The organism is Bacillus sp. NS1, assembly GCF_058248265.1.
On record NZ_JBZAZF010000002.1, the window covers coordinates 757,113 to 774,670 of the forward strand.

Genomic DNA, 17,558 nt, shown 5'->3' on the forward strand with positions numbered 1-17,558 from the left:
GTGGTATGTTCGTGAATACAGTTATAGCGTTTATCATTATTTTCGGAACGCTCGTTTTCTTCCATGAACTGGGCCATTTATTGCTAGCCCAAAGAGCGGGAATTCTCTGCCGTGAATTTGCGATCGGCTTCGGTCCAAAGATTTTTTCTTTCAAAAAAAATGAAACAGTTTATACGATCAGGCTCCTTCCAGTCGGCGGATTTGTCCGTATGGCCGGCGAAGATCCGGAAATGATTGAGGTGAAACCCGGTTACACGGTTGGTCTTCTGTTTAATAAAGAAGATCAAGTTGAGAAAGTTATTATCAATCAAAAGGAAAAATACCCGGATGCTTTAGTCATCGAAGTGGAAACAGCAGATTTAGAGCATGATATGAAGATCACCGGCTATGAACAAGGGAAAGAGGATGAGCTTTCCAGCTTTACTGTCAGCGAAACATCCTTTTTCATTGTAGACGGAGAAGAAGTGCAAATTGCGCCGTATAATCGCCAATTTGGTTCCAAACCTGTGTGGCAGCGGATTAAAGCAATTGCTGCAGGGCCGATTATGAACTTTATTTTAGCTTACGTGATTTTAGTGATGCTTGGACTGGTTCAAGGCGTGCCGTCAAATGAGCCTATGCTCGGACAGCTGACTGACACCGGACGGGCGGCCGAAGCAGGGCTAAAAGAAGGGGATTACATCCAAAGCATTAACGGAGAGAAAATGAGATCTTGGACTGACATTGTCTCCGCTGTAAAAGAAAATCCGGATAAAGAAATAGATGTTGCCGTAAAAAGAGATAACAAAACGCTTCATATTTCAGTGACTCCGGAAGCTGTTAAAGATGAGAACAAAAAAACAATCGGACGTTTCGGTTCCTATGCGCCGACTGAAAAAGGTGTTCTCTCAGCAGTTGCTTACGGCGCGACATCAACAGTTGACGTCACTAAAGCCATTTTAACCAACTTAAGCAAGTTAGTAACAGGCCAATTTAAACTTGATATGCTGTCAGGTCCTGTCGGCATATATGACATGACAGACCAAGTGGCGAAAACAGGGTTAGTGAACTTATTCCAGTTTGCTGCGTTTTTAAGTATTAACCTTGGGATTGTTAACTTGCTTCCGATTCCGGCACTTGACGGAGGAAGACTGTTATTTCTATTTATTGAAGCGATTCGGGGCAAACCGATTAACAGGGAAAAAGAAGCATTTGTTGTATTTATCGGGGTAGCTTTCTTAATGCTTCTTATGCTGGTCGTCACATGGAACGATATCCAGCGGCTGTTCTTGTAAATGAAAAGTAAATCAATCAGAGGTGCGAAGAAATGAGACAAAGTTTGACGCTTATTCCTACGCTCCGTGAAGTTCCAGCTGATGCCGAAGCAAAAAGTCATCAGCTTCTTCTGAGAGCAGGATTTATCAGACAGAATACGAGCGGGGTATACAGCTATATGCCTCTTGCGTATAAGGTGATTCAAAACATTCAGCAGATTGTTCGTGAAGAAATGGAGAAAATTGATGCCGTAGAAATGCTTATGCCCGCACTGCAGCAGGCTGAGACATGGCAGGAATCAGGCAGATGGTATACGTATGGTCCTGAACTGATGAGACTAAAAGACCGTCATGGCCGTGAATTTGCTTTAGGGGCAACGCATGAAGAAGTTATCACTTCACTTGTTCGCGATGAGGTTAAATCTTATAAGCGTCTCCCTCTGACTCTGTATCAAATTCAGTCTAAGTTCAGAGATGAAAAACGTCCTCGCTTCGGTTTGTTAAGAGGCCGCGAATTTATTATGAAGGATGCGTATTCTTTCCATGCATCTGAAGAGAGCCTGGATGAAACGTATCAAAAAATGTACGAGGCCTATTCTAATATTTTTGCCCGCTGCGGCATTAATGTAAGACCTGTCATCGCTGATTCAGGCGCAATGGGAGGAAAGGATACGCACGAGTTTATGGCACTTTCTGCAATCGGAGAGGATACAATTGCGTATTCTGATGAATCACAGTATGCGGCTAATATCGAAATGGCTGAAGTTCTTTATCAAGAAGTCCCTTCTAATGAAGAGCCTAATGCTTTAGAGAAAGTCCACACACCTAACGTGAAAACAATTGAAGAACTGACTGCGTTTTTACAGATTTCCGCTGAAGCCTGCATTAAGTCGGTTTTGTTTAAAGCAGATGACCGTTTTGTCTTAGTGCTTGTAAGAGGCGACCATGATGTCAACGATATTAAAGTGAAAAATTTGCTTCATGCAGAAGTTGTGGAGCTTGCTACACAAGAAGAGGTCATTCAGCAGCTCGGAACAGAGCCGGGTTTTGTCGGCCCTGTCGGTGTCAATCAAGATGTTGAAGTATATGCTGATCATGCTGTGAAAGCAATAGTCAATGCTGTTGCCGGTGCGAATGAAGGAGATCATCATTATAAAAATGTCAACGTAAACCGTGACACGCAAATTAAAGAATTTGCTGATCTTCGTTTTATTAAAGAAGGTGATCCGTCACCAGATGGTAAAGGCACGATCCGTTTTGCAGAAGGAATCGAAGTCGGACAAGTCTTTAAGCTTGGGACACGTTATTCAGAAGCAATGAATGCGACCTACTTAGACGAAAACGGACGCGCGCAGCCGATGCTGATGGGCTGTTACGGAGTCGGTGTGTCAAGAACGCTTTCTGCTATTGCTGAACAGCATCACGACGAAAAAGGGTTAATATGGCCAAAAAGCGTTGCGCCGTACGATCTTCATATTCTTGCTTTGAACATGAAAAACGATTCGCAAAGAGAGCTTGCTGAAAAGCTGTATGCCGATTTAAAAGCGGAAGGCTATGAAGTGCTCTATGACGATCGTGCTGAGCGCGCCGGCGTAAAATTCGCTGATTCAGATCTAATCGGCCTTCCAATCCGCATTACTGTCGGAAAACGTGCTGACGAAGGAATTGTCGAAGTGAAAATCCGTCAAACGGGTGAGTCAACGGAGATTTCAGTAGACGAATTATCTGCATTTATCAGCAAGCAGTAATCACCATAACGATTTATCAAAAAACATGTTAAAATAGAAATAATAGAAGGTACCTCATTGCCTGAGGTACCTTCACTTATGATGTTTTTAGGGAGGGATACTGTCTGAATGGAACAGTTATCAGTAAACAGAAGGCAGTTTCAAATTCTTCTGCAGCAGATTAATATGACAGATGATACCTTCATGACATACTTTGAAGATGGTGAGATTAAAAAGCTGACAATCCACAAAGCGTCAAAATCTTGGCATTTTCATTTTCAATTTAAATCTTTGCTGCCTTTTCAAATATATGACACATTAACAATGAGGCTGACGCAATCGTTTGCCCACATAGCGAAAGTTACATCTTCAATTGAAGTGCAGGATACTGAAATCAGCGAAAGTCTTGTGCAAGACTACTGGTCACGCTGCATTGAAGAATTGCAAGGCATTTCGCCACCGATTATCAGTCTCTTAAACCAGCAAAAACCGAAACTGAAGGGCAATAAACTGATTGTCAAAACAAAAACGGACACAGAAGCGGCTGCTCTTAGGAACAAATACAGTTCCATGATTCAAGCCGGTTACCGTCAATTTGGTTTTCCGGATCTTCAGCTTGATGCCGAAATATTTGTATCCGAGCAAGAAGTTCAAAAGTTTCGGGAGCAAAAACTTGCAGAAGACCAAGAACGGGCCATGCAGGCGCTGATTGAAATGGAGAAGAAAGATAAAGAAAGTGATGAAGAGCAAGTGCCATCTGGTCCTCTTGTCATCGGTTATCAAATTAAAGATAACGAAGAAATCCGGACGCTTGACAGCATCATGGACGAAGAGCGGAGAATTACGGTCCAGGGTTACGTGTTTGATGTGGAGACCCGCGAGCTGAAAAGCGGGCGCACGCTGTGTATCTTCAAAATTACAGACTACACAAATAGTATTTTAATCAAAATGTTTGCACGTGAAAAAGAAGATGCGGCACTGATGAAGTCTCTGAAAAAAGGAATGTGGGTAAAAGCACGCGGAAGCATTCAAAATGACACTTTTGTCAGAGATCTCGTCATGATCGCAAATGACGTAAACGAAATAAAAGCAAAAACCCGGGAAGATTCGGCTCCTGAAGGCGAAAAAAGAGTGGAATTGCATCTGCATTCCCCAATGAGCCAAATGGATGCTGTTACGGGTATTGGAAAGCTTGTCGAACAGGCGAAAAAATGGGGGCATGAGGCCATCGCATTGACTGACCATGCTGTTGTTCAATCCTTCCCTGATGCATATTCTGCGGCCAAGAAGCATGGAATTAAAATGATTTACGGGATGGAAGCGAATCTCGTTGATGATGGCGTGCCGATTGCTTATAACGCTGCACACCGTCTGCTTGAGGAAGAAACATATGTTGTTTTTGACGTCGAGACGACGGGACTGTCTGCTGTTTACGATACCATTATTGAGCTGGCTGCAGTAAAAGTAAAAGGCGGAGAAATTATTGATAAATTTGAGGCGTTTGCGAACCCGCATCGTCCGCTTTCAGCCACAATCATAGAGCTGACTGGCATCACCGATGATATGCTTCGCGACGCTCCGGATGTCGTAGATGTGATAAGAGATTTCAGAGAATGGATCGGCGATGATATCCTAGTCGCTCATAATGCGAGCTTTGATATGGGATTCTTAAACGTAGCTTATAAAAAGCTTCTTGAAGTTGAAAAAGCTAAAAACCCAGTCATTGATACGCTGGAGCTTGGCCGTTTTCTTTATCCGGAATTTAAGAACCACCGTTTGAACACACTTTGTAAAAAGTTTGATATCGAACTCACACAGCATCACCGTGCGATTTACGATACTGAGGCGACTGCTTATTTGCTCCTGAAAATGCTGAAGGACGCAGCTGAAAAAGGCATTCAGTACCATGATGAGCTGAATGAAAATATGGGTCAGTCCAACGCTTATCAAAGATCTAGACCTTATCATGCAACATTACTTGCTGTGAACAGCACGGGGCTTAAAAATTTATTTAAGCTTGTGTCACTTTCTCATATTCATTATTTTTACAGAGTGCCTCGTATCCCGAGATCTCAGCTTGAGAAATACAGGGAAGGGCTTCTGATCGGTTCGGCCTGTGACAGGGGAGAGGTTTTTGAAGGGATGATGCAAAAATCGCCTGAAGAGGTTGAAGATGTTGCGTCATTCTATGATTATCTTGAGGTTCAGCCGCCTGAAGTGTACCGTCACTTGCTAGAGCTTGAGCTGGTCCGTGATGAAAAGTCGCTGAAAGAAATTATTGCGAATATCACGAAACTGGGTGAAAAGCTTAATAAACCGGTTGTTGCTACGGGAAATGTTCATTACTTGAATGATGAGGATAAAATTTATAGAAAGATTTTAATATCCTCTCAAGGCGGGGCCAATCCGCTTAACAGGCATGAACTGCCTAAAGTGCATTTCAGAACGACAGACGAAATGCTTGAAGCATTTTCTTTCTTAGGCGAAGAAAAAGCGAAGGAAATCGTTGTCACCAATACCCAAAAGGTTGCTTCTTTAATTGATGACATCAAGCCAATTAAAGATGATTTGTATACACCGAAAATCGAAGGCGCCGATGAAGAGATCAGAGAAATGAGCTATCAGCGTGCAAGAAGCATTTACGGCGAACAGCTGCCTGAAATTGTGGAAGCGCGGATTGAAAAAGAATTAAAGAGCATCATTGGCCACGGCTTCGCTGTTATTTATTTGATCTCTCACAAACTTGTAAAACGTTCACTAGATGACGGATATCTCGTAGGTTCCCGTGGTTCCGTTGGATCTTCATTAGTTGCGACGCTTACTGAGATTACTGAGGTCAATCCGCTGCCACCGCACTATGTATGCTCTGAGTGCCAGCATTCTGAGTTCTTTAATGACGGTTCTGTCGGTTCCGGCTTTGACCTGCCTGACAAGATATGTCCTCATTGCGGAACGCCTTTGAAAAAAGACGGCCATGATATTCCGTTTGAAACGTTCTTAGGATTTAAAGGGGACAAAGTACCTGATATCGATTTGAACTTCTCAGGGGAATATCAGCCGCAAGCACATAATTACACAAAAGTATTGTTCGGAGAAGACAATGTGTATCGAGCGGGAACAATAGGCACAGTTGCAGAAAAAACAGCCTACGGCTATGTAAAAGGCTATGCCGGAGACAATAACCTCCACATGCGCGGGGCCGAAATAGACCGGCTCGTACAGGGATGTACAGGGGTAAAACGTACAACTGGGCAGCACCCTGGGGGTATTATCGTTGTTCCGGATTATATGGATATTTATGATTTTTCACCGATTCAGTTTCCGGCAGATGCTACAGGTTCAGAGTGGAAAACCACTCATTTTGATTTCCACTCCATCCATGACAACCTGTTAAAACTGGATATTCTCGGACACGATGACCCGACCGTCATTCGGATGCTACAAGATTTAAGCGGGATTGATCCGAAAACAATTCCAACGGATGATCCTGAAGTGATGAAGATCTTCCAGGGAACCGAATCACTCGGTGTTACACAAGAACAGATCGGCTGTAAAACGGGAACTCTTGGAATCCCTGAATTCGGAACCAGATTTGTCCGGCAGATGCTTGAAGATACAAAGCCGACAACTTTTTCCGAGCTCGTTCAGATTTCAGGCTTGTCTCACGGAACTGATGTATGGCTCGGCAATGCGCAAGAGCTCATCCACAACAATATTTGTGAGCTGAGTGAGGTTATCGGCTGCCGTGACGACATTATGGTTTATTTAATCTATCAAGGCCTTGAGCCGTCCCTTGCCTTTAAAATCATGGAATTTGTGCGTAAAGGAAAAGGATTAACACCTGAATGGGAAGAAGAAATGAAAAATAACAATGTCCCAGACTGGTATATTGATTCTTGTAAAAAGATTAAATACATGTTCCCGAAAGCCCACGCCGCGGCTTACGTATTAATGGCAGTCCGCATTGCTTACTTTAAAGTGCATCACGCGCTTCTGTACTATGCGGCTTATTTTACCGTTCGTGCAGACGACTTTGATATCGATACAATGATCAAGGGCTCAACAGCGATCAAGGCGGTAATGGAGGATATTAACTCTAAAGGACTTGATGCTTCACCGAAGGAAAAAAACCTTCTCACTGTTTTGGAATTAGCCCTTGAAATGTGTGAGAGAGGCTATTCGTTCCAAAAAGTCGATTTATACCGCTCAAGCGCTACAGAGTTTATTATTGACGGCAACAGTCTTATCCCGCCGTTTAACTCCATTCCTGGATTAGGGACGAACGCCGCTCTGAACATTGTAAAGGCTCGTGAAGAAGGCGAATTCCTCTCTAAAGAAGATTTGCAAAAGAGAGGAAAAGTGTCAAAAACAATTCTAGAGTATTTAGATCGTCATGGCTGTCTCGAATCACTGCCTGATCAAAACCAATTGTCATTGTTCTAACGTGGAAAGCAGAATTTCTCTGGAAATTCTGCTTCTATGCATACATAAGCGCAAAAAATGCCATCGTAACATTAGAGTCTTTGCTTAGGCATGAGGGTAAGCGTATATCCATTTGCAATAAAAATATGGTTATGGTATAGTTTTATTGGAAATGCTAACGATTACCGAGGCAAAGAGTGGGGAAACCCGCTCTTTTGTATTGAACAAGAGAATTTTGTCTCGACATGTTCATCGTTTACTTTTTAGCCCCTGCTCTTTTGAAGCAGGGTTTTTATGCAGAGTGACGAGACGAATATGATATCGACAGCACAAGGAGGAAGAACATGAGCAAAAAAGTGACTGACACCGTTCAAGAAATGGCTCAGCCAATCGTAGACAGCCTTCAGCTGGAACTCGTTGACATTGAATTTGTCAAAGAGGGCCAAAGCTGGTTCCTTCGCGTGTTTATTGATTCCGATGACGGTGTGGATATTGAGGAATGTGCCAAAGTAAGCGAAGCTTTAAGCGAAAAGCTTGATGAGGCAGACCCAATTAGCCAAAATTACTTTCTTGAAGTCTCATCTCCAGGAGCTGAGCGTCCGCTAAAGAAAAAAGCCGATTTCGAAAAATCACTTGGAAAAAATGTGTACATTAAGACGTATGAGCCTATTGAGGGCGCAAAAGTGTTTGAAGGTGAACTGGCTGAATTTGATGGACAAACAGTGACAGTTGAGATCACGATCAAAACAAGAAAGAAACGAATCAATATTCCGTATGAAAAGATAGCTAATGCAAGATTAGCTGTTACATTCTAATGAATACAAATGTTTTAAGGGGGGAGACCGTTAAATGAGCAGTGAATTATTAGATGCTCTCACGATTCTTGAAAAAGAAAAAGGCATCAGTAAAGAAATTATCATTGAAGCAATCGAAGCTGCCTTAATTTCTGCTTATAAGCGGAATTTTAATCAAGCGCAAAATGTACGGGTGGATTTAAACCGTGAAACAGGCTCCATCCGTGTATTTGCAAGAAAAGATGTCGTTGACGAAGTATACGACCAAAGACTGGAGATCTCTATTGAAGAGGCACAGGGCATTCATCCGGAATATATGGTCGGCGATGTCGTCGAAATCGAAGTAACGCCTAAGGATTTTGGGCGCATAGCTGCTCAAACAGCGAAGCAGGTCGTCACACAGCGTGTACGCGAAGCTGAGCGCGGTGTGATTTATTCTGAATTTATCGACCGTGAAGAAGACATCATGACAGGTATTGTCCAGCGTCTGGACAATAAGTTTATTTACGTGTCTTTAGGCAAAATTGAAGCCTTGCTGCCGGTTAATGAGCAAATGCCGAATGAAAGCTACAAGCCTCATGACCGCATTAAGGTATATATCACAAAAGTAGAAAAAACGACGAAGGGCCCGCAGATTTATGTGTCAAGAACACATCCAGGCCTGTTAAAGCGTTTGTTTGAAATCGAAGTGCCTGAAATTTATGATGGAACTGTCGAGCTGAAATCTGTTGCCAGAGAAGCCGGCGACCGTTCAAAGATTTCTGTTCGCACAGACGATCCTGACGTGGATCCTGTCGGCTCATGCGTAGGCCCTAAAGGCCAGCGTGTTCAGGCGATCGTCAATGAATTAAAAGGTGAAAAAATTGACATTGTCAACTGGTCCAGTGATCCTGTAGAATTTGTCGCGAATGCGCTCAGCCCTTCGAAAGTGCTGGATGTCATCGTTAATGAAGAAGAAAAAGCGACAACTGTTATTGTTCCTGATTACCAGCTGTCTCTGGCGATTGGCAAAAGAGGACAAAACGCACGCTTAGCTGCTAAACTGACAGGCTGGAAGATTGATATTAAGAGCGAAACGGACGCAAGAGAACTTGGAATCTATCCGAGAGAACTTGAAGAAGAAGACGATGAGCCGCTCTTTACGGAGCCTGAAACTTCTGAATCGGATGAATAAGAGGTGACCTTAGGTGAATAAACACAAAAAGATCCCATTACGCAAATGTGTAGTGACTGGTGAAATGAAGCCTAAAAAGGAACTGATCCGAGTTGTACGTTCGAAAGAAGGCGAGGTCTCAGTAGACCCGACTGGAAAAAAGAACGGGCGGGGTGCTTATTTAACGCTGGATAAAGAGTGCATCTTAGCAGCAAAAAAGAAAAACACTTTGCAAAATCAATTTCAATCACAAATCGATGACCAGATTTTCGAAGAATTGCTGGAACTGGCAGAAAAGGTGAAAAAATAAAATGTCTGGAATGGAATGGTTTCCCTTGCTAGGTCTGGCCAATCGAGCTCGTAAGGTCGTGTCAGGCGAAGACTTGGTAATAAAAGAAATCAGGAATGCGCGTGCAAAGCTTGTCCTGCTTACAGAGGATGCATCATCTAACACAGCGAAAAAAGTAACCGACAAGTGCAATTATTATAAAGTCCCTTATAAAAAAGTCGAGAGTCGCGCGGTTCTTGGACGTTCTATCGGTAAAGAAGCCCGTGTCGTTGTCGCCGTCACTGACCAAGGTTTTGCGAATAAGCTGATCAGCTTGCTCGATTAATATTTTTGGGGGTGAACGAATGGCTAAAATGAGAGTATACGAATATGCAAAAGCGTTAAATGTTTCAAGTAAGGAAATTTTGACCGCACTGAAAAACATGGATTTAGAAGTGAATAATCATATGGCCATGCTTGAAGAAAAGGCCATTAAACAGCTTGATGCCAAATATAAAAAAGGCGGCGCAGCCGCTAAATCTCAAAAGCCAGCAGAAACGAACAAAAACAAACAGCCGCAAGGGGTCAATCAGCAATCAGCTGGAAATCAACCAAATAAAATTCGAGACGGAAAGAAGAATGACGTGCAGAATAATCAATTTAACAAAAACAAGAAGAATAACAACAACAACAAAAAAAACAAACGCAACCACAACAATAAAAACCAACATCAGCAAAAGCCTGTAAAGCCGAAAAAAGAGCTTCCTGAGAAAATTACATTCTCTGGCACTTTAACAGTCGGCGCACTGGCTGAAGAGCTTGGCAAAGAGCCTTCAGAAATCATTAAAAAGCTGATGCTTCTTGGTGTAATGGCAACCATTAACCAAGAGCTTGATAAAGACACAATTGAACTCATTGCATCAGAATATGGTGTTGGAACAGAAGAAGTTATTGTGCTTGAAGAAACAGAGCTGGAAAAATACGAAGAGCCCGATAATGAAGAGGATCTTGAAATTCGTCCTCCTGTCGTTACGATCATGGGTCACGTTGACCACGGGAAAACGACGCTTCTTGACAGCATCCGTAAAACGAAGGTTGTTGAAGGAGAAGCAGGCGGAATCACTCAGCATATCGGTGCTTACCAAATTGAAGAGAACGGCAAGAAAATTACGTTCTTGGATACTCCGGGCCACGCCGCATTTACAACGATGCGTGCACGCGGTGCAGAAGTAACTGATATTACAATTCTCGTTGTTGCTGCTGATGACGGTGTAATGCCGCAAACAGTAGAAGCGATTAACCATGCAAAAGCAGCTGAAGTTCCAATTATCGTTGCTGTGAATAAAATTGATAAAGAATCTGCAAATCCTGACCGTGTGATGCAAGAATTGACGGAATACGGACTTGTCCCTGAAGCTTGGGGCGGAGAAACAATTTTTGTTCCGCTTTCCGCTTTAACTGGAAAAGGCATTGATGAACTCGTTGAAATGATTTTGCTTGTCAGTGAAGTAGAGGAACTGAAAGCGAATCCGAACCGCCAGGCAAAAGGAACGGTTATTGAAGCAGAACTTGATAAAGGCAGAGGATCAGTTGCGACATTGCTTGTACAGACTGGAACACTGCATGTCGGTGATCCGATCGTAGTCGGCAACACATTTGGCCGTGTCCGTGCAATGGTTAACGACATTGGACGCCGTGTAAAAACTGCCGGCCCGTCAACTCCGGTTGAGATTACCGGTTTAAATGATGTCCCTCAAGCGGGAGACCAATTCCTTGTCTTTAAAGATGAAAAAACAGCTCGTTCTGTCGGGGAAGCCCGTGCTTCGAAACAGCTTGAAGAGCAGCGCAGCGATAAAGCGAAGCTTAGTCTTGATGACTTATTCGAGCAAATTAAACAAGGTGATGTAAAAGACATCAACATCATCGTAAAAGCTGACGTTCAAGGATCTGCTGAAGCTTTAACGGCCGCACTTCAAAAAATTGAAGTAGAAGGCGTTAAAGTGAAAATCATCCATACAGGCGTTGGTGCGATTACTGAATCTGACATTATCTTGGCATCTGCTTCCAATGCAATTGTTATCGGGTTTAATGTGAGACCGGACGGAAATGCTAAGAGTACGGCTGAGGCTGAAAATGTAGATATTCGCCTTCACCGTATCATTTACAAAGTAATCGACGAGATTGAAGCTGCCATGAAAGGTATGCTTGATCCTGAATATGAAGAAAAAGTCATTGGTCAAGTAGAAGTACGCCAAACATTCAAAGTATCTAAAATCGGTACAATTGCCGGCGGATATGTTACTGAGGGAACCATTACGCGCGACAGCGGCCTCCGTTTAATTCGTGACGGCGTCGTAATCTTCGAAGGCGAAGTAGACGTTCTGAAACGCTTTAAAGATGATGTGAAAGAAGTTTCACAAGGCTATGAATGTGGTATTACAATTAAGAAATACAATGACATTCGCGAAGGTGACATTCTTGAAGCGTTTGTCATGCAAGAAATTGAAAGAACGTGATCGGATTTGCGGAGTGTGAATGCATCATTTATGATGCAGGATCGCTAAAAGAAAAGCGTGCGGTTCTGAAGCGGATTTTAACCAGGGTTCAAAACAAATTCAATGTTTCGATTTCGGAGATTGGCTATCAGGACACATGGCAAAGAACCAGCTTTGGTATCGCCGCTGTTTCTTCCTCTCGCGTTCAAACAGAAAAAGAGCTGCAGCGCGTCCTAGCGTTTATCGATTCTTTTCCTGAAATTGAACGGACGATCACTAGGACAGAATGGTTTTAACTTAGAGGTGATTGAATTGAGTATGAGAGCAAACCGTGTCGGCGAGCAAATGAAAAAAGAACTCGGTGATATTATCAGCCGCAAGCTGAAAGATCCGAGAATTGGTTTTCTGACAGTAACGGATGTACGTGTATCAGGTGATTTGCAAATTGCAAAGGTGTATATCTCGGTTCTCGGTGACGAGAAAAAACGGGAGGAAGCGCTGAAAGGGCTGGAAAAGGCAAAAGGATTTATCCGATCCGAAATCGGCAGCCGCATCAGACTTCGAAAAACGCCTGAAATTGAATTTGAGTTCGATGAATCAATCGACTACGGAAATCGTATCGAAACACTGATTCACGAAATACATTCAGAGAAACCATCTGAATAAAAATGGAGAGGATAGGCGTATATCGTCTGTCCTCTTTTCTGCGTTTTAAAGAGAAAAGCTCAAAAGAAGGAGTGAAAGACAAATGGTTAACGGAGTTCTCCTTTTACATAAACCAGTTGGTATGACATCGCACGACTGTGTCATGAAGATCCGAAAACTGTTAAAAACAAAAAAAGTAGGGCATACGGGAACGCTTGATCCAGAAGTGTCAGGCGTACTTCCAATTTGTGTGGGAAGGGCGACAAAAATTGTCGAATACTTAACTGAAAAGTCTAAAACGTATGATGCGGAAATAACGCTGGGTTTTTCAACGACAACAGAGGATCAAACGGGCGAAATGGTTGAAACAACGCCTGTCAACCAAGACATTGATAAAGCGGAAGTAGAAAAGGTGTTAAACAGTTTAAAGGGTAAACAAGAGCAAATTCCTCCCATGTATTCTGCGGTAAAAGTGAACGGCAAAAAATTGTACGAGTATGCAAGAGCAGGGATTGAAGTAGAACGTCCGAAACGAATGATTACCATTGAAGACATTGCCCTGACGACAGAGGTTAAACATAACGGAGAAACTGCAAGTTTCAGGTTTACAGTGACATGCTCCAAAGGGACTTATGTAAGGACGCTGGCGGTCATGATCGGCGAAAAGCTCGGATATCCCGCTCATATGTCTCATTTAATCCGTACGGCATCCGGAGATTTTTCTCTAGACGAATGCTTTACCTTTGAAGAACTGGAAGCACAGGTCCAGTCCGGAACCGTGGGAGAGCATACAGTTCCTATTGAACGTGCGCTCAATCATTTGCCGAAATGGATCATAAGTGATACATTAGCTAAGAAAGTAGAAAATGGGGCTTTGCTTGAGACGCCCGAGCAGTTTTCTGAAATGACGAGCGAAGACCGCATTGCTGTCTTTACTGAAGCTGGAAGCTGTTTGGCGATTTATTTCCCCCATCCTGCAAAAAAAGGGCTGTTAAAGCCGGCAAAAGTATTGATGCAAAAAAGCGAACAATAGAAAAAAGGTGACCGTTCTGTGAAGACGATACATATTACACATCCTCATCATTTAATCAAAGAGGAGCAGGCAAAGTCTGTGATGGCGTTAGGGTATTTTGACGGCGTTCATCTTGGACATCAAAAGGTAATCGGCACAGCGAAGCAAATAGCTGAAGAAAAGGGCCTGGCATTAGCTGTGATGACCTTTCATCCTCATCCTTCTCATGTATTGGGCAGGGACCAGGAGCCAAAGGATCTGATTACGCCTCTGGAAGATAAAATAAACCAAATTGAACAATTAGGAACAGAGATTCTGTATGTCGTTAAATTTAATGAAGTATTTGCTTCTCTTTCTCCTAAGCAGTTTGCAGATCAGTATATTATCGGCCTTAATGTACAGCACGCAGTGGCGGGCTTTGACTTTACGTATGGCAAATACGGCAAGGGGACAATGGAGACCATGCCGCATGATTTAGACGGAAAAGCAGAGTGCACAATGGTAGAAAAATTAACGGAGCAGGATAAAAAAATCAGCTCCTCGTATATCCGTACCGCGCTTCAAAACGGAGACGTTGAATTGGCGAATACCTTGCTCGGACAGCCTTATTTTATAAAAGGAATTGTCATTCACGGTGATAAAAGAGGGCGGACCATCGGGTTTCCGACAGCAAATGTCGGTTTAAATAACAGTTATATCGTTCCGCCGACGGGTGTATATGCCGTAAAAGCGGAAGTGAACGGCGAAGTCTACAATGGCGTTTGCAATATCGGCTATAAACCGACGTTTTATGAAAAACGTCCGGAGCAGCCTTCAATTGAAGTTAATTTGTTTGATTTCGATCAGGAGGTATACGGAGCCGCTATAAAAATCGAATGGTACAAACGGATTCGGAGCGAGCGGAAATTCAATGGCATCAAAGAATTAACAGAACAAATTGAGAGGGATAAGCAGGAAGCCATCCGTTATTTCAGCAATCTGCGGAAATAACATGCAACGCACACAAATTTTATTCTAAAATATTTGCATATAGGCCCGATTTTTAGTATGATAGTTTTCGTAGTCTTAAAACCATTGCTTGGCAATCCGAAGTCACCGACGGTTGCTAGGTAACTGGGGCTAAATATGATTTGGAGGTGAAACAGGATGGCAATTACTCAAGAGCGTAAAAACCAACTCATCAGTGAGTTCAAAACACACGAATCTGATACTGGATCTCCAGAAGTTCAGATCGCTATCCTAACTGACTCAATTAACAACTTGAACGAGCATTTACGTACTCATAAGAAAGATCACCACTCACGTCGCGGTCTTCTTAAAATGGTAGGTAAGCGTCGTAATCTTCTTACGTATCTACGTAATAAAGACGTAACTCGTTACCGTGAGTTAATTAACAAACTAGGCTTACGTCGATAATCGTAAAAAGCGGGAGGATTCCCGCTTTTTTATCGTATTAAAGCGAAATTTCATATAACAAATCATTGAAATCCTTTTACATACTACTTTGACATTGATATGTTCAATTCATTTCGTTCATAATAGGAGTAATTGATTATTTCACACAACGAAGAGAGGAGTTCGTAATCGTATGGGACAAGAAAAACATGTCTTTACCATAGATTGGGCCGGAAGAACGCTTACCGTCGAAACCGGCCAGCTTGCCAAACAAGCAAATGGTGCTGTGATGATCCGCTACGGTGATACAGCAGTACTTAGTACAGCAACCGCTTCAAAAGAACCAAAACCGCTTGATTTCTTCCCGCTTACTGTAAATTATGAGGAAAGATTATATGCGGTAGGAAAAATTCCGGGCGGATTTATTAAAAGAGAAGGACGTCCAAGTGAAAAAGCGGTTCTTGCCAGCCGTTTAATCGACCGTCCGATCCGTCCTTTGTTTGCAGATGGATTCCGTAATGAAGTTCAAGTCATCAGCATTGTCATGAGTGTTGACCAAAACTGCTCTTCTGAAATGGCTGCCATGTTCGGTTCATCTCTTGCTCTTTCTGTATCGGATATTCCGTTTGAAGGACCGATTGCAGGGGTTACCGTCGGACGCATTGATGATCAATTTATCATTAACCCGACAGTCGATCAGCTTGAGAAAAGCGACATCAATCTTGTGGTTGCCGGCACGAAAGATGCCATTAACATGGTAGAAGCGGGAGCGGACGAGGTTCCTGAGGAAACCATGCTTGAAGCCATTATGTTTGGCCATGAAGAGATTAAACGCCTGATTGCATTCCAAGAAGAAATTGTAGCAGCAGTCGGCAAAGAGAAATCAGAAATTGCGCTCTATGAAATTGATGAAGAGCTTAGTCAAAAAGTAAAAGCTTTAGCAGAAGAAGATCTGCTGAAAGCCATCCAGGTTCATGAAAAGCATGCCCGCGAAGATGCCATTAATGAAGTGAAAAACAGCGTTGTGGCAAAATTCGAGGAGGAAGAGCATGATGAAGACACAATCAAGCAAGTAAAGCAGATTTTATCCAAACTGGTGAAAAATGAAGTGCGCCGCCTGATTACCGAAGAGAAAGTAAGACCGGACGGCCGCGGTGTCGATCAAATCCGCCCGCTTTCTTCTGAGGTCGGCCTTCTGCCAAGAACGCACGGATCAGGCCTGTTTACAAGGGGACAAACACAGGCCCTCAGTGTATGTACGTTAGGTGCTCTAGGAGATGTGCAAATCCTTGACGGCTTAGGTGTTGAAGAGTCAAAACGGTTTATGCATCACTACAACTTCCCGCAATTCAGCGTTGGGGAAACAGGACCAATGCGTGGGCCGGGACGCCGTGAAATCGGACACGGAGCACTGGGTGAGCGTGCGCTTGAGCCAGTTATTCCGTCTGAAAAAGACTTTCCTTACACTGTCCGTCTTGTATCAGAAGTGCTTGAATCAAACGGTTCAACGTCTCAAGCAAGTATTTGCGCAAGCACACTTGCAATGATGGATGCCGGTGTACCAATCAAAGCCCCGGTTGCGGGTATTGCGATGGGTCTTGTCAAATCAGGCGAACATTACACTGTTCTGACTGACATTCAAGGCATGGAAGACGCGCTTGGAGACATGGACTTTAAAGTAGCTGGAACGGAAAAAGGCGTAACAGCGCTGCAAATGGACATTAAAATCGAAGGCCTTTCCAGAGAGATTCTAGAAGAAGCGCTTCAGCAGGCGAAAAAAGGAAGAATGGAAATTCTCAACAGTATGCTTGCGACATTGAGCGAATCAAGAAAAGAGCTTTCTCAATATGCGCCTAAGATTTTAACAATGGCCATTAATCCTGATAAAATCCGCGATGTCATCGGGCCAAGCGGAAAACAAATCAATAAGATCATCGAAGAAACCGGTGTTAAAATTGATATTGAGCAGGACGGCACAATCTTTATTTCTTCAACAGTTGAAAGCAGCAACCAAAAAGCGAAAAAAATCATCGAAGACCTTGTCAGAGAGGTTGAAGTCGGCCAGCTTTACCTAGGTAAAGTGAAACGAATCGAAAAATTCGGGGCTTTCGTTGAAATTTTCAGCGGAAAAGACGGTTTGGTGCACATTTCAGAGCTTGCGCTTGAACGCGTAGGGAAAGTTGAAGATGTTGTGAAAATCGGAGACGAGATTCTTGTCAAGGTCACTGAAATTGATAAACAAGGACGAGTCAATTTGTCCCGTAAAGCGGTGCTCCGTGAAGAGAAAGAAAAAGAAGAACAACAATCTTAAATGAAAACATAAAAAGGAGCCTGGGAGACCCGGCTTCTTTATTTTGAAGCTTTTAAAAAGCAGGCGGGTTCTACCTTGTCCTT

14 protein-coding genes are annotated in these 17,558 nt (G+C 43.1%); all 14 read left to right on the top strand.

The annotated features are described in order from the left end of the window. Nucleotides 1-5: 5 nt before the first annotated feature. The 14 genes from rseP (at nucleotide 6) to pnp (ending at nucleotide 17,475) form a co-directional block, all read left to right on the top strand. On the top strand, nucleotides 6-1,274 hold the full coding sequence (gene rseP / locus AC4CV5_RS09445; protein ID WP_166852912.1) for an RIP metalloprotease RseP: 1,269 nt from the start codon (nucleotides 6-8) through the stop codon (nucleotides 1,272-1,274). 32 nt (nucleotides 1,275-1,306) lie between these two features. Next, on the top strand, nucleotides 1,307-3,001 hold the full coding sequence (gene proS / locus AC4CV5_RS09450; protein ID WP_490922604.1) for a proline--tRNA ligase: 1,695 nt from the start codon (nucleotides 1,307-1,309) through the stop codon (nucleotides 2,999-3,001). A 108-nt stretch (nucleotides 3,002-3,109) separates the two neighbouring features. Beyond that, nucleotides 3,110-7,423 carry a PolC-type DNA polymerase III gene (locus AC4CV5_RS09455; protein WP_222142839.1) on the top strand — a complete coding sequence of 1,438 codons (4,314 nt, stop codon included), beginning with the start codon at nucleotides 3,110-3,112 and terminating at the stop codon, nucleotides 7,421-7,423. A gap of 323 nt (nucleotides 7,424-7,746) precedes the next feature. Continuing rightward, complete coding sequence (gene rimP, locus AC4CV5_RS09460) at nucleotides 7,747-8,217, top strand: ribosome maturation factor RimP (protein ID WP_166852904.1); 471 nt, start codon at nucleotides 7,747-7,749, stop codon at nucleotides 8,215-8,217. Nucleotides 8,218-8,251: 34 nt separating this feature from the next. Beyond that, nucleotides 8,252-9,370 carry a transcription termination factor NusA gene (nusA, locus tag AC4CV5_RS09465; protein WP_166852901.1) on the top strand — a complete coding sequence of 373 codons (1,119 nt, stop codon included), beginning with the start codon at nucleotides 8,252-8,254 and terminating at the stop codon, nucleotides 9,368-9,370. Between the two features lie 13 nt (nucleotides 9,371-9,383). After that, nucleotides 9,384-9,659, top strand: a complete 276-nt coding sequence (gene rnpM, locus AC4CV5_RS09470; RefSeq protein WP_064813803.1) for an RNase P modulator RnpM — start codon at nucleotides 9,384-9,386, stop codon at nucleotides 9,657-9,659. A 1-nt stretch (nucleotide 9,660) separates the two neighbouring features. After that, entirely contained in the window at nucleotides 9,661-9,963 is a 303-nt protein-coding gene (locus tag AC4CV5_RS09475; protein WP_003220946.1) for a YlxQ family RNA-binding protein, read from the top strand. Nucleotides 9,964-9,982: 19 nt separating this feature from the next. Continuing rightward, nucleotides 9,983-12,133, top strand: a complete 2,151-nt coding sequence (gene infB / locus AC4CV5_RS09480) for a translation initiation factor IF-2 (protein WP_490922606.1) — start codon at nucleotides 9,983-9,985, stop codon at nucleotides 12,131-12,133. Then, the gene (locus AC4CV5_RS09485) at nucleotides 12,130-12,408 is read left to right on the top strand and encodes a DUF503 domain-containing protein (protein ID WP_003220950.1); all 279 of its coding nucleotides are present in this window, start codon (nucleotides 12,130-12,132) and stop codon (nucleotides 12,406-12,408) included. Before infB ends, AC4CV5_RS09485 begins: the two co-directional genes overlap by 4 nt. 16 nt (nucleotides 12,409-12,424) lie before the next feature. After that, a complete protein-coding gene (rbfA, locus tag AC4CV5_RS09490; protein WP_003220952.1) occupies nucleotides 12,425-12,778 on the top strand; it encodes a 30S ribosome-binding factor RbfA in 354 nt (117 codons plus the stop codon). An 82-nt stretch (nucleotides 12,779-12,860) separates the two neighbouring features. Then, entirely contained in the window at nucleotides 12,861-13,790 is a 930-nt protein-coding gene (gene truB, locus AC4CV5_RS09495; RefSeq protein WP_326220473.1) for a tRNA pseudouridine(55) synthase TruB, read from the top strand. Between the two features lie 18 nt (nucleotides 13,791-13,808). Continuing rightward, a complete protein-coding gene (gene ribF, locus AC4CV5_RS09500; RefSeq protein WP_222142842.1) occupies nucleotides 13,809-14,759 on the top strand; it encodes a bifunctional riboflavin kinase/FAD synthetase in 951 nt (316 codons plus the stop codon). A 156-nt stretch (nucleotides 14,760-14,915) separates the two neighbouring features. Beyond that, complete coding sequence (gene rpsO, locus AC4CV5_RS09505) at nucleotides 14,916-15,185, top strand: 30S ribosomal protein S15 (RefSeq protein WP_003154182.1); 270 nt, start codon at nucleotides 14,916-14,918, stop codon at nucleotides 15,183-15,185. Between the two features lie 172 nt (nucleotides 15,186-15,357). After that, entirely contained in the window at nucleotides 15,358-17,475 is a 2,118-nt protein-coding gene (pnp, locus tag AC4CV5_RS09510; RefSeq protein WP_490922610.1) for a polyribonucleotide nucleotidyltransferase, read from the top strand. Nucleotides 17,476-17,558: the final 83 nt, after the last annotated feature.

Coding starts and splice junctions, on each gene's coding strand:
- rseP (WP_166852912.1), top strand. CDS start 6: ATGTTCGTGAATACAGTTATAGCGTTTATCATTATTTTCGGAACGCTC.
- proS (WP_490922604.1), top strand. CDS start 1,307: ATGAGACAAAGTTTGACGCTTATTCCTACGCTCCGTGAAGTTCCAGCT.
- AC4CV5_RS09455 (WP_222142839.1), top strand. CDS start 3,110: ATGGAACAGTTATCAGTAAACAGAAGGCAGTTTCAAATTCTTCTGCAG.
- rimP (WP_166852904.1), top strand. CDS start 7,747: ATGAGCAAAAAAGTGACTGACACCGTTCAAGAAATGGCTCAGCCAATC.
- nusA (WP_166852901.1), top strand. CDS start 8,252: ATGAGCAGTGAATTATTAGATGCTCTCACGATTCTTGAAAAAGAAAAA.
- AC4CV5_RS09475 (WP_003220946.1), top strand. CDS start 9,661: ATGTCTGGAATGGAATGGTTTCCCTTGCTAGGTCTGGCCAATCGAGCT.
- infB (WP_490922606.1), top strand. CDS start 9,983: ATGGCTAAAATGAGAGTATACGAATATGCAAAAGCGTTAAATGTTTCA.
- truB (WP_326220473.1), top strand. CDS start 12,861: ATGGTTAACGGAGTTCTCCTTTTACATAAACCAGTTGGTATGACATCG.
- rpsO (WP_003154182.1), top strand. CDS start 14,916: ATGGCAATTACTCAAGAGCGTAAAAACCAACTCATCAGTGAGTTCAAA.
- pnp (WP_490922610.1), top strand. CDS start 15,358: ATGGGACAAGAAAAACATGTCTTTACCATAGATTGGGCCGGAAGAACG.